Genomic DNA, 12,181 nt, shown 5'->3' with positions numbered 1-12,181 from the left:
GCGAGATGCCGTTCACCCACGCTCAAATGCAGGAGAGACCACACCAGTGGCAGTCAAGATCAAGCTCAAGCGGCTCGGAATGATCCGCAACGCTCAATACCGCATCGTCATCGCCGACAGCCGCACCAAGCGTGACGGCCGGGCGATCGAGGAGATCGGCCTGTACCACCCGAAGGAGAACCCTTCGCGCATCGAGGTCAACGCTGAGCGTGCGGCCTACTGGCTGGGTGTCGGCGCGCAGCCGACCGAGCCCGTGCTCAAGCTGCTCAAGCTCACCGGTGACTGGCAGAAGTTCAAGGGCGAGGCCGCCCCGGCGCCCATGAAGGTCGCCGAGCCCGCGCCCGACCGTCACGCCCTCTACGAGGCCGCGGCCAAGGAGGCGCTGTCCGGTGGCGACACCGGCACGGCCGCCACCACGCCGAAGAAGGCCAAGAAGAAGGAAGAGGCCGAGGCCCCCGCCGAGACCCAGGCCGAGGGCGAGGCCTGACGTGCTCGAGGAGGCTCTCGAGCACCTCGTCAAGGGCATCGTCGAACATCCAGACGATGTCCGGGTCCGCGCACGCCGCATTCGCAGCGGGCGCGTCCTGGAGGTCCGGGTGCACCCCGAGGACCTGGGCAAGGTCATCGGACGCGGCGGGCGCACCGCCAAGGCGCTGCGCACCGTTGTGAACGCCCTGGCCGACGGGAAGTACGTGCGGGTCGATCTGCTCGACCTGCACGAAACAGTCCGTTAGCGTCAGGTTTCCGCGCCCTCATCGGCTCTGACGGCCGATGGGGGCGCTTGCGTTAGGAGTTCATGTTGCAGCTGGTCGTCGGCCGGATCGGCCGTCCACATGGGGTACGCGGTGATGTGACCGTCGAGGTGCTCACCGACGATCCCGAGCTGCGCTTCGCCGTGGGCGCGTCGATCACGACGGACCCCGGCGACAGGGGGCCGCTCGTCGTCGAGGGCCGCCGCTGGCACAAGGACATCCTGCTGGTGGCGTTCGAGGGCGTCCACGACCGTGACGCGGCGGAGGAGCTGCGGGGCACCATGCTCGTCATCGACTCGGCCGACGTGGCGTCGTCCGACGACCCCGACGAGTTCCACGATCACGAGCTCATCGGGCTGGCGGTGGAGACCACGTCGGGCGAGCCCGTGGGCGAGGTCACCGACGTCCTGCACCACGGCCAGGACCTCCTGGTGGTGCGGCGGAGCGGGGCGGACGAGGCGCTCATCCCGTTCGTCAAGGCCCTGGTGCCCGAGGTCGACCTGGCGGCGGGCCGGCTGGTCGTCGATCCGCCAGAGGGCCTGCTGTGATGCGGCTCGACATCATCACGATCTTCCCCGAGTACTTCGCGCCGCTCGACGTCTCGCTGATCGGCAAGGCCCGCGAGCGCGGCACGCTCGACGTACGCGTGCACCAGCTCCGGGACTGGGCCCACGACGTGCACAAGACCGTGGACGACACCCCCTACGGCGGGGGGCCCGGCATGGTCATGAAACCCGAGATATGGGGCGAGGCCGTCGACGACGTGATCGGCGACGGCGCGCCGCGGCTGATCGTGCCGACGCCGAGCGGGCGGCCGTTCACGCAGGAGCTGGCGCAGGAGCTGGCGGGGGAGCCGTGGCTGCTGTTCGCGTGCGGCCGGTACGAGGGCATCGACTCGCGGGTCATGGCCGAGTACGGCTCGCGGCTGCGCGTGGACGAGGTCAGCATCGGCGACTATGTGCTGGCCGGGGGTGAGGTGGCGGTGCTGGTCATGGTCGAGGCCGTCGGCAGGCTGCTCCCCGGTGTGCTCGGCAACGCCCAGTCGGTCGTGGACGACTCCTTCGCGCCCGGTTCCATGAGGAACCTGGTCGAAGGTCCCGTCTACACCAAGCCGCCCGTCTGGCGGGGGCATGAGGTGCCCGATGTGCTGCTGTCCGGGCATCACGGAAAAATCGCCAGATGGCGGCGGGATCAGGCGCTGCGCCGTACCGTGCTGAACAGGCCGGAGCTGGCGGCGGCGCTCGACCCCGAGACGCTCGACAAGCACGACAGGAAGCTCCTGGAGGAGCTCTCGTTTCGCGTCGGGCACGAAGATATGGCAAACTGAATCGCTACCAACCTCATGTGGTTGGTTCGTCATGCCCGGGAAACGTCCCGGGCACACCAGATCAGCAAGCGCGTCCGCCGCGAGCCACGGCCGGGTGGACCTCCGCGTGCTCACGAGGACTTGAGGACAGCTCTCATGCACACGAAGATCCAGGAGCTCGAGAAGGCGACCCTGCGCAGCGACGTGCCGGATTTCCGCCCCGGTGACACGCTCGAGGTCCACGTACGAGTCGTCGAAGGAAACCGCTCCCGTATCCAGGTCTTCAAGGGCTTCGTGCTGCGCAGGCAGGGCAGCGGCGCCCGCGAGACCTTCACGGTCCGCAAGGTCAGCTACGGCGTCGGCGTCGAGCGCACCTTCCCCGTGCACAGCCCGGTCATCGAGAAGATCGCGCTCGTGACCCGCGGCGACGTGCGTCGCGCCAAGCTCTACTACATGCGTGACCTGCGCGGCAAGGCCGCCCGCATCCGCGAGAAGCGCGAGACCACGCCCGCGAAGTAACCTGGTCTTTTCTCGATGGCCCGCGCCTTCGCGCGGGCCATTCGGCTTTGCGGGCCGTTTCCTTTATGCGGAGCGACTCGTGCATGGGTGTAACGTCGGTCCGGGCTTGTCGAGCCGACGCATCATCTAGGCTCGTCAGCGATGACTAGCGAGAGCCAGGAGCACGGCGCTGCGCGCCGCCCTGTCGAGGACGAGGTGGACGTGGTCGCCGAAGAGACTCAGAAGCCGGCAAAAGATGGGAAAAATGAGAAGAAGGGGTCGTTCTGGAAAGAACTCCCCGTTCTTGTCGTTGTCGCACTGGTGCTGGCCCTGATCATCAAGACGTTTGTGGTCCAGGCCTTCTACATTCCGTCGGAGTCGATGGAGAACACCCTGCTCAAAAATGACAGGGTCCTGGTCAACAAGCTCGTCTACCACACCCGTGACATCGAGCGCGGCGACGTGGTGGTGTTCTCGGGTGTCGACTCCTGGGACGGCGAGTTCCAGATGGAGGAGCCGTCCAACCCGGTCGCGGGGTTCTTCCGGTGGGTCGGCACGGCGTTCGGCCTCGTGCCCGGCGAGAAGGACTACATCAAGCGGGTCATCGGCGTCGGGGGCGACCACGTCAAGTGCTGCGACTCCAAGGGACGCATCACGGTCAACGGCACGCCCATCGACGAGGAGAGCTATCTCTATCCGGGCAATGTGCCGTCCGACAGGTTCTTCGACATCAAGGTGCCGGACGGGCGGCTGTGGGTGATGGGCGACCACCGGTCGGTCTCGCTCGACTCCCGCTCTCACACCGGTGACGCCGGTGGCGGCTCCATCCCCGTGAGTCAGGTCGTCGGGCGCGCCTTCGTGATCGTCTGGCCGTTCAACCGGGCGACCTCGATCGACATTCCCGACACGTTCGCGCAACCCGCGCTTCAGGCGCTCGGCGACTCTGCGAGCGACTCGGTGCCGATGCTCGCCGGGTTCGCGTTCGCCGTACCCTTGTTCCTGGTTCGTCGCCGTCGGCTGGGCAGGAGGCGTTGATGGCCGTCACCAAGAAGGCGGAGGGCGTGGGGAAAGAGAAGAAGAAGGGCGGTTTCCGCGAAACCGTCCTGCTGCTGGTCCTCGGCGTGGGCATCGCGCTGCTGCTGCAGGCGTTCGTGGTCGGCTCTTTCTACATTCCGTCGGAGTCGATGGAGAACACTCTGCTGATCAACGACCGGGTCTTCGTCAACAAGCTCTCGGGCAAGCCCGAGCGCGGCGACATCGTGGTGTTCAAGGGCTGGACCACCGGCGAGGACACCATCAAGCGGGTCATCGGCATCGGCGGCGACAAGGTGGTGTGCTGCGACTCCAAGAAGCGCATCACCGTCAACGGCACCCCGCTGGACGAGCAGTCCTACCTCTTCCCCAATGATTACGCTTCCGGCGATAAGTTCAACGTCACGGTGCCTGCGGGCAAGCTCTGGCTCATGGGTGACCACCGCAGCGCCTCGGCCGACTCGCGGGCCCACATGGACGAGCCCGGAGGCGGGTTCATCTCGGAGAACGACGTGATCGGCAAGGCCGTGGTGCGTTACTGGCCGCTGTCGCGGGGCTATCTCTTCTCCCGTCCTGACACCTTCGACAAGGTCAAGTAGCGGTCGCTTCCGGTCGCGGTTCGCGGCGTATGGGGCGTACGCTGCCTCTGTCATGACAGTTGCGTTCCGCCCTCGGCCGAGTGTCGTCCGGCGCGATTCCGGGCTCTACGCCTATGAGCGGGCACTCGCCCGCCGCGGCCTCACCCCCATCGCGGGCGTCGACGAGGCCGGCCGCGGCGCCTGCGCGGGGCCGCTCGTCGTCGCGGCCGTGATCCTGCGCAGGCAGATCGACGGCCTCGGCGACTCCAAGCTGCTGAGCCCGGCGGTGCGCGAACGCCTCTACGACCAGATTCTGCGCGTCTCCCACATCGGCATCGTGATCATCCCACCGGAGGAGATCGACGCTAAAGGTCTGCACAAATGCAACGTTTCAGGAATGCGGCGCGCTGTAGCACAGTTGCCCTGTGATCCGGAGTACATCTTGACGGACGGCTTCCCGGTGCCCGGGCTGCCGGCGCCATCGCTGGCCGTGTGGAAGGGGGATCAGGTGGCCGCGTGCGTGGCGGCCGCGTCGATCGTGGCCAAGGTGACCCGAGATCGCCTCATGGTCACGCTCGACGAGCGTTACCCGCAGTACGGCTTCGCGGAGCACAAGGGGTATGTCACACCAGGACACCGGCTGGCGCTGGAAACGCACGGTCCGTGTCCTGATCACCGTTACTCCTTCGTCACGGTGGCGAGGGGGATGGGTGAAAATGAAATGGGGGCCGGGGTTGCCTGACCAGGCAAACCGGGGGACCGGTACGACAGGAGGACCGCGATGAGCGCAGAGGATCTCGAAAAGTACGAAACCGAGATGGAGCTGCAGCTTTACCGCGAATACCGGGATGTCGTCGGTTTGTTCACATACGTGGTGGAGACTGAGCGGCGGTTCTACCTGACCAACTCGGTCGATCTCGACGTCCGTACCGCGGAGAACGGCGATGTCTTCTTCGACGTGAAGATGCAGGACGCCTGGGTGTGGGACATGTATCGACCGGCGCGATTCGTCAAGAACGTGCGGGTGGTCACGTTCAAGGACGTGAACGTGGAGGAATTGGCCAAGGCGGACCTGGAGATGCCCAAGGAGGGCTTCTCGGGCTGACCGCTCCGGCTTCTCGGAACTTCCGCCCTGGGGGACGCCTCTGCGCTGTCCCCGTCAGTGCCGGCCTTTGCGTGCTGCCTGCCATGGTCACTTTCCGTGTAGGGCATGTCACCGATGGTGTGGCGTCGCCACGTACGCAGCTGGGCTACGGCGCGGCGCTAGACTTGAATTATTCAATCTCTTGTATCATTCGCGTTTATGAAGTCAGGTACGGCGTCATGACCGCGCCCAGCTCTCCGAACATCGCCGAGGAGCTGCGCGGAGCGGGCCTGCGGGTGACGGCCGCCCGCGTCGCGCTGCTCGAGACCGTCCGGGACGGTGACCACCTCGATGTCGAGGCGATCGCCTCCGGGGTGCGCGAACGCGTAGGCCATGTCTCACTTCAAGCCGTCTACGAGGCCCTTCACGCGCTCACCGCGGCGGGGCTCGTACGCCGCATCGAACCGTCCGGCAGCCCGGCCCGGTTCGAGGGACGCGTCGGGGACAACCACCATCACGTCGTGTGCCGGTCGTGCGGCGTCGTCGCTGACGTCGACTGCGCGGTCGGCCATGCGCCCTGCCTGACCGCGTCCGACGACCACGGCTTCACGATCGACGAGGCCGAGGTCATCTACTGGGGCCTGTGCCCCGAATGTTCCGCTGCCCTCAGTTCCTGAGCATCCGTGTCCGCATAGCCCGGAGGAATTTTCATGTCCGAAAACCATGACGCAATCGTCACAGACGCGAAGACAGAGGGCGGAGACGGTTGCCCGGTCGCGCACGTGCGCGCCCCGCACCCGACTCAGGGCGGTGGAAACCGCCAGTGGTGGCCGGAGCGGCTCAACCTGAAGATCCTCGCCAAGAACCCCGCCGTGGCCAACCCCCTCGGTGAGGAGTTCGACTACGCGGAGGCGTTCAAGAGCCTTGACCTGCCGGCCGTGAAGCGGGACATCGCGGAGGTGCTGACGACCTCGCAGGACTGGTGGCCGGCCGACTTCGGACACTACGGCCCGTTCATCATCCGGATGGCGTGGCACAGTGCGGGCACGTACCGGATCAGCGACGGCCGTGGCGGCGCCGGGGCCGGCCAGCAGCGCTTCGCGCCCCTCAACAGCTGGCCGGACAACGGCAACCTCGACAAGGCCCGCCGGCTGCTCTGGCCGGTCAAGAAGAAGTACGGCCAGAAGCTCTCGTGGGCCGACCTCATGATCCTGGCCGGCAACGTCGCCCTGGAGTCGATGGGCTTCAAGACGTTCGGCTTCGCCGGCGGCCGTGCGGACGTCTGGGAGCCCGACGAGGACGTCTACTGGGGCCCCGAGACCACCTGGCTCGGTGACGAGCGCTACACCGGTGACAGGGAGCTGGAGAACCCCCTGGGCGCGGTCCAGATGGGCCTCATCTACGTCAACCCGGAGGGCCCGAACGGCAACCCGGACCCGCTGGCCGCGGCCCGTGACATCCGTGAGACGTTCCGCCGGATGGCGATGAACGACGAGGAGACGGTCGCCCTGATCGCGGGCGGTCACACGTTCGGCAAGACCCACGGTGCGGGCCCGGCCGACCACGTCGGCCCCGACCCCGAGGCCGCCTCGATCGAGGAGCAGGGCTTCGGCTGGCGGAACTCGTTCGGCACCGGCAAGGGCGGCGACACGATCACCAGCGGTCTCGAGGGCATCTGGACGAACACCCCGATCACCTGGGACAACAGCTTCTTCGAGATCCTGTTCGGCTACGAGTGGGAGCTGTTCAAGAGCCCCGCGGGCGCGCACCAGTGGCGGCCGAAGGACGGAGCCGGGGCCGGCACCGTCCCCGACGCGCACGACCCGTCGAAGAGCCACGCTCCGACGATGCTGACGACCGACCTCTCGCTCCGGTTCGACCCGGTCTACGAGCAGATCTCGCGGCGCTTCCTCGACAACCCCGACGAGTTCGCGGACGCCTTCGCCCGCGCGTGGTTCAAGCTGACCCACCGCGACATGGGCCCGGTCGCGCGCTACCTCGGCCCGGAGGTCCCGGCCGAGACGCTGCTGTGGCAGGACCCCCTCCCCGCGGTGACGCACGAGCTCGTCGACGCCGAGGACATCGCCTCGCTCAAGAGCCAGATCCTCGCCTCGGGCCTGTCGGTGTCCGAGCTCGTGTCCACCGCGTGGGCGTCGGCCTCGTCCTTCCGCGGCAGCGACAAGCGCGGCGGCGCCAACGGTGCCCGCATCCGCCTCCAGCCGCAGAGCGCGTGGGAGGTCAACGACCCCGACCGGCTGGCGACCGTGCTGGGGACCCTGGAGGGGATCCAGAAGGCCTTCAACGGCGCCCAGGCAGGTGGCAGGCAGATCTCGCTCGCCGACGTGATCGTCCTCGCCGGCGGCGCGGCCGTCGAGAAGGCCGCCAAGGACGCCGGCTTCGACGTCCAGGTGCCCTTCACGCCGGGCCGCGTGGACGCCTCGCAGGAGGAGACCGACGTGGAGTCGTTCGCCGCGCTCGAGCCGGCCGCCGACGGGTTCCGCAACTACCTCGGCAAGGGCAACCGCCTGCCGGCCGAGTACCTGCTGCTCGACCGGGCGAACCTGCTGACCCTGAGCGCCCCTGAGATGACGGCCCTCGTCGGTGGCCTCCGCGTCCTGGGCGCGAACTATCAGCAGTCGCCGGTCGGCGTCTTCACCACGACGCCCGGGTCCCTGACCAACGACTTCTTCGTCAACCTGCTCGACCTGGGCACGACGTGGAAGTCGACGTCCGAGGACGCGAACACGTTCGAGGGCCGCGACGCCGCCACGGGCGAGGTCAAGTGGACCGGCAGCCGGGTCGACCTGGTCTTCGGGTCGAACTCCGAGCTGCGCGCGCTCGCGGAGGTCTACGCGAGCGACGACGCGAAGGAGAAGTTCGTGAACGACTTCGTCGCGGCGTGGGTCAAGGTCATGAACCTGGACCGGTTCGACCTCGTGTGATCATGACGTCCAGGCCGGCCCGCACCGGCCGGCCTGGACGTCCTGTCCTGTCCCGGCAGGGCATGTCCACAACCGAGTGGTAACCCGACCCCTTCATCCCCAGAACGCCGTTCGGCCCCTTCTCCGCCACCCCTCATCCGCGAAGGTCAGTGCCTGACCAGGAGCGGACCCGACGGAGGTGGCACATGGCCGCGAAGCAGGACCTCGGCAAACAGGGCGAACAGGTAGCCGTGACCTACCTGGAGGCCGAGGGGTTGAAGATAATCGGCCGTAACTGGCGCTGCCGCCACGGCGAGATCGACATCATCGCCGAAGACGGCCCCGACCTGGTCGTCGTCGAGGTCAAAACCCGATCAGGCAGATCACACGGCACGGCCCTGGAGTCCGTGAGCCCGGCCAAGCTGGCCCGGCTGCGGATGCTCGCCGCCACCTGGCTGGCCACGCAGCCGCGCACGTTCGGCGCCGTACGGGTGGATGTGATCGCCCTCGAGCGCTTCGCCGGTGACTTCGCCCTCAAGCACGTACGGGGGGCGATCTAGATGGCCGTGGCCCGCACCCGCAGCGTGGCCGTCGTCGGAGTCACGGGCCGCATCGTCGAGGTCGAGGCCGACGTGGGCAACGGCCTGGCAGGCATCCACCTCATCGGCCTGCCCGACACGGCGCTCAGCGAGGCCCGCGACCGGGTCAGATCCGCCACGGTCAACAGCAGCTACCCCTGGCCCGACGCCCGCATCATCGTCAGCCTCTTCCCGGCCAGCCTGCCCAAGCGAGGCTCGCAGTTCGATCTGGCCGTGGCCGTGGCCATCCTGAGCGCCGCCGGAGTGATTCCCGCCGACCGCATCGCGGAGCCGTTCTTCCTGGGCGAGCTCGGCCTCGACGGACGCATACGGCCCGTACGCGGCGTGCTGCCCTCCATCCTCGGCGCGGCCAAGCACGGGGACGTCACGGTCGTCGTCCCCTCCGGAAACTCAGCCGAGGCCGGCCTGGTGCCCAACGTCAAGGTGGTCCCGGTGTCCCATCTGCGTCAGCTCGTGGAGTGGCTGCGCAAGGGAGAGGAATCCGGGGCCCCGGAGCCTCGAGCCGAGGAGTGCGCGGAGCCGCTCAGGCCCGCCACCGACCCGGCGGTGGACCTGGCGGACGTGGTCGGGCAGCCGGTCGCCCGCCGGGCCCTTGAGGTGTGCGCGGCAGGCGGCCACAACCTGTGGATGCTCGGCCCGCCGGGCACCGGCAAGACCATGCTGGCCGAGCGCCTGCCCACCCTCCTGCCGGACCTGGAGCTCGACCATGCCCTGGAGGTCACGGCCATCCACTCGGTCGCGGGCGTCCTGCCGCCCAACGCCCCCATGATGAGCAGGCCACCGTTCGTCGCCCCGCACCACACAGCGACGTCGGCCGCGATCGTCGGCGGCGGCAGCGCGACCGTGCGCCCTGGGGCGGTCTCCCTCGCCCACAGGGGCGTGCTCTTCCTGGACGAGGCCCCGGAGTTCCCCCGCCACGTGCTCGACGCGCTGCGGCAGCCGCTGGAGTCCGGCCGCGTGACGGTCTCCAGGTCGGCGGGCTCGGTCACGTTCCCGGCCAGGTTCATGCTGGTGCTGGCGGCCAATCCCTGCCCCTGCGCCCAGTCGGAAGACCAGGGCGAGAGCTGCAAGTGCACGCCCACGATCAGGCGCCGCTACCTGGGCAGGCTCTCCGGCCCGCTGCTCGACCGCATCGACATGAAGGTCACCGTGGCCCGCTCGTCCAGACGCGAGCTCCTGGCAGACCGCCAGTTCGTGGAGACGAGCAAGACGGTGGCCGAACGCGTGTTCGTGGCCCGCGAACGAGCCGCCGAACGCCTGGCCGGCACCCCCTGGCGGACGAACGCCGAGATCCCCTCGGCCCTCCTCCATTCCGACTACCGCCCGTCCAGCGAGGCCATGAAGCCCATGACGTCCTGCCTGGACTCAGGCGCCCTCACCGCCCGCGGTCTCGACCGGGTCGTACGCGTGGCCTGGACGCTCTCCGACCTGGCCGGCAAGGACGCCCCGGAGCAGGACGAGACCAACGCCGCACTCGGCTTCTGGCTCGGGGTGCAGTCGTGACGCCGGCACCCACTTCCTCCCCCAACCATCTGACGCGCCGCTCATCGCCCTGTTCAGCTCGCGTCGCGGCCCACACGGCCTCTGGTCCTGCACCCCTTTAGGAGCTTTCATGTCCATCCGAGCCGGGAGCAGCACCAGCACCGCCGCCGGCACTGCGACCTCCAGCGACGCGTCCACCGCGACCGCCGCAGGCGCTGAGACCGCCACCAGCGCAGGCGCCGCCACCAGCGTGGGCACCGCCACCGCAACTGATGCGGGCACCGCCACCAGCGCAGGCACCGCCACCACAACTGATGCGGGCGCCGCCGCCAGCGCAGGCGCCGCCACCGGTGCGGGCAGCGCCACAGGCACCACGCCCACCGTAAACACAGCGCCCGGCACCGCCACAGGCAATGGTGCAGCCGATGGCGTAGATGGTACGACTCAGGCCAAGAGCCGGCCCCGGAGTCGGCCTCAGACCGAGACTGAGGCGAGAGCCGCTCTCATGAGGGCCGCCGACGTCGGAGACCCCGTCATGGGCCGCCTGGTGATGCAGTACGGCGCCCCGGCGGCAGTGGAGGCGATCCGCGCACGCGCCCTGCCGCCCGAGTTCGCCGCCCAAGAGGCCCAGCGAGCCCATGACGCCAAGCAGGACCGCACACCCGATCTGACCGCCCGCCTGAACGCCTGGCAGGCCCGCTTGGCGGCCGCCAACCCGGCAGCAGATCTCGAAGCCGGAGTGAAGTCGGGTGCCAGATTGATCATTCCCGGCAGCCCCGAATGGCCCACCCAACTGGACCAACTAGGCCCCGGCCGCCCCCTGGGGCTGTGGCTCCACGGCACCGCCGACCTCCGCTTCTCCTGCCTCAAATCCGTCGCGGTGGTGGGGGCCAGAGCCGCGACGGCGTACGGCGCCCACATCGCTGCCGAGTTCGGCGTCGGTCTCAGCGAATCAGGCTGGACCGTGGTGTCGGGAGGCGCTTTCGGCGTGGACGGCGCGGTCCACCGAGGCGCCCTGGCAGGTGGCTCCCCGACGGTGGTCGTCCTGGCCTGCGGGGTGGACGTCTGCTACCCGGCGGATCACGACACGTTGTTCGCCGCCGTCAGAGACCAGGGCGTCGTGATCAGCGAGTGCCCACCCGGCGTCCACCCCACCCGAGCCCGTTTCCTGATCAGAAACCGCCTGATAGCCGCCCTGTCGCGAGGCACGGTGGTGGTGGAAGCGGCCCTGCGCAGCGGCGCCCTCAACACAGCCGCCCACGCCCTGTCCCTCAACAGACACCTGGGCGCGGTCCCCGGGCCGATCACGTCAGGCATGTCAGCCGGCTGCCACAAACTCCTCCGCGAGCGCAAAGCCGTATGCGTCACCTCGCCAGAGGAGATGATCGACCTCGTAGGCGTCATAGGCGACGACCTGGCCACTCAATCCCGACCCCCGGCGGTCCCCAGAGACAAACTCAACGAGACCACCCGCAAGGTCCTGGACGCGATCCCCGCCCGCGGCGGCGCAGGCCCGGCATCCATCGCAGTCGCCGCAGGCGTAAGCCTGGACGCCGCCTTGAGCGCCCTGGGCGGCCTGGCGGCAGCAGGCTACATAGAACGGACCACGAATGGCTGGCGCCTGCGCAAACAAACGGCCTCCTATCGCAAGGCCCCAGATTCCGCCGTCCTGGAACCGCCGCCCGCCCCGGAGCCCGACCCGACTGACGAACCCCCGTTCCCGGACGACGACTTCCGTGCCTAGAGACGGCGGTCTTACCGGGGGAGTGCTGTTGGGTTCAGGCAAGGTGCCGAGGAGGAGGATGTCTGGCTGACTCGGTCGTAGGCACTCGGGCTAGAGCCAACGCCGTTCAGTTAAGAGTTAGGGCTGTTCGTCAAAGCCGGTGAACAAAGCAGCGGAGCCGCTGTAGAAGAGGTGTGTCACTCCAA

The 12,181-nt window shown here is 68.4% G+C and carries 14 protein-coding genes; all 14 read left to right on the top strand.

Annotated elements, in window-relative coordinates; genetic code table 11:
* The first annotated feature begins 46 nt into the window (after positions 1-46).
* The 14 genes from rpsP (at position 47) to dprA (ending at position 11,996) form a co-directional block, all read left to right on the top strand.
* On the top strand, positions 47-487 hold the full coding sequence (rpsP, locus tag AB0J64_RS45110; RefSeq protein ID WP_364041978.1) for a 30S ribosomal protein S16: 441 nt from the start codon (positions 47-49) through the stop codon (positions 485-487).
* A gap of 1 nt (position 488) precedes the next feature.
* Positions 489-734 carry an RNA-binding protein gene (locus AB0J64_RS45105; RefSeq protein ID WP_113699978.1) on the top strand — a complete coding sequence of 82 codons (246 nt, stop codon included), beginning with the start codon at positions 489-491 and terminating at the stop codon, positions 732-734.
* Between the two features lie 65 nt (positions 735-799).
* Positions 800-1,300 (top strand): ribosome maturation factor RimM, encoded by a 501-nt coding sequence (rimM, locus tag AB0J64_RS45100; RefSeq protein WP_364042035.1) that lies wholly within the window; start codon positions 800-802, stop codon positions 1,298-1,300.
* Positions 1,300-2,079, top strand: a complete 780-nt coding sequence (trmD, locus tag AB0J64_RS45095; RefSeq protein ID WP_364041976.1) for a tRNA (guanosine(37)-N1)-methyltransferase TrmD — start codon at positions 1,300-1,302, stop codon at positions 2,077-2,079. The genes rimM and trmD overlap by 1 nt, the downstream gene beginning before the upstream one ends.
* A gap of 135 nt (positions 2,080-2,214) precedes the next feature.
* Positions 2,215-2,577, top strand: a complete 363-nt coding sequence (gene rplS, locus AB0J64_RS45090; protein WP_344986836.1) for a 50S ribosomal protein L19 — start codon at positions 2,215-2,217, stop codon at positions 2,575-2,577.
* 141 nt (positions 2,578-2,718) lie between these two features.
* Positions 2,719-3,591, top strand: coding sequence for a signal peptidase I (lepB, locus tag AB0J64_RS45085; protein ID WP_364041974.1), 873 nt, complete (start codon positions 2,719-2,721; stop codon positions 3,589-3,591).
* Positions 3,591-4,187, top strand: coding sequence for a signal peptidase I (lepB, locus tag AB0J64_RS45080; protein WP_344986834.1), 597 nt, complete (start codon positions 3,591-3,593; stop codon positions 4,185-4,187). The genes lepB (AB0J64_RS45085) and lepB (AB0J64_RS45080) overlap by 1 nt, the downstream gene beginning before the upstream one ends.
* Positions 4,188-4,239: 52 nt before the next feature.
* Positions 4,240-4,908, top strand: a complete 669-nt coding sequence (locus tag AB0J64_RS45075; RefSeq protein WP_364041971.1) for a ribonuclease HII — start codon at positions 4,240-4,242, stop codon at positions 4,906-4,908.
* A 39-nt stretch (positions 4,909-4,947) separates the two neighbouring features.
* Positions 4,948-5,271 (top strand): DUF2469 domain-containing protein, encoded by a 324-nt coding sequence (locus AB0J64_RS45070; RefSeq protein WP_026215037.1) that lies wholly within the window; start codon positions 4,948-4,950, stop codon positions 5,269-5,271.
* Between the two features lie 218 nt (positions 5,272-5,489).
* Complete coding sequence (locus AB0J64_RS45065) at positions 5,490-5,927, top strand: Fur family transcriptional regulator (RefSeq protein WP_364041969.1); 438 nt, start codon at positions 5,490-5,492, stop codon at positions 5,925-5,927.
* Positions 5,928-5,960: 33 nt separating this feature from the next.
* Entirely contained in the window at positions 5,961-8,192 is a 2,232-nt protein-coding gene (gene katG, locus AB0J64_RS45060; RefSeq protein WP_364041967.1) for a catalase/peroxidase HPI, read from the top strand.
* 185 nt (positions 8,193-8,377) lie between these two features.
* Complete coding sequence (locus AB0J64_RS45055) at positions 8,378-8,731, top strand: YraN family protein (RefSeq protein ID WP_364041965.1); 354 nt, start codon at positions 8,378-8,380, stop codon at positions 8,729-8,731.
* Positions 8,732-10,273: a YifB family Mg chelatase-like AAA ATPase gene (locus tag AB0J64_RS45050; RefSeq protein ID WP_364041963.1), complete on the top strand. Its 1,542-nt coding sequence runs from the start codon at positions 8,732-8,734 to the stop codon at positions 10,271-10,273.
* Positions 10,274-10,757: 484 nt separating this feature from the next.
* Entirely contained in the window at positions 10,758-11,996 is a 1,239-nt protein-coding gene (gene dprA, locus AB0J64_RS45045) for a DNA-processing protein DprA (protein ID WP_364041961.1), read from the top strand.
* Positions 11,997-12,181: the final 185 nt, after the last annotated feature.

It is taken from the genome of Nonomuraea sp. NPDC049695 (assembly GCF_040674955.1).
GTDB classification, from domain to species: domain Bacteria; phylum Actinomycetota; class Actinomycetes; order Streptosporangiales; family Streptosporangiaceae; genus Nonomuraea; species Nonomuraea helvata.
The sequence above is the reverse complement of the archived record's forward strand: the minus strand, read 5'-3'. Positions and strand labels throughout refer to the sequence as shown.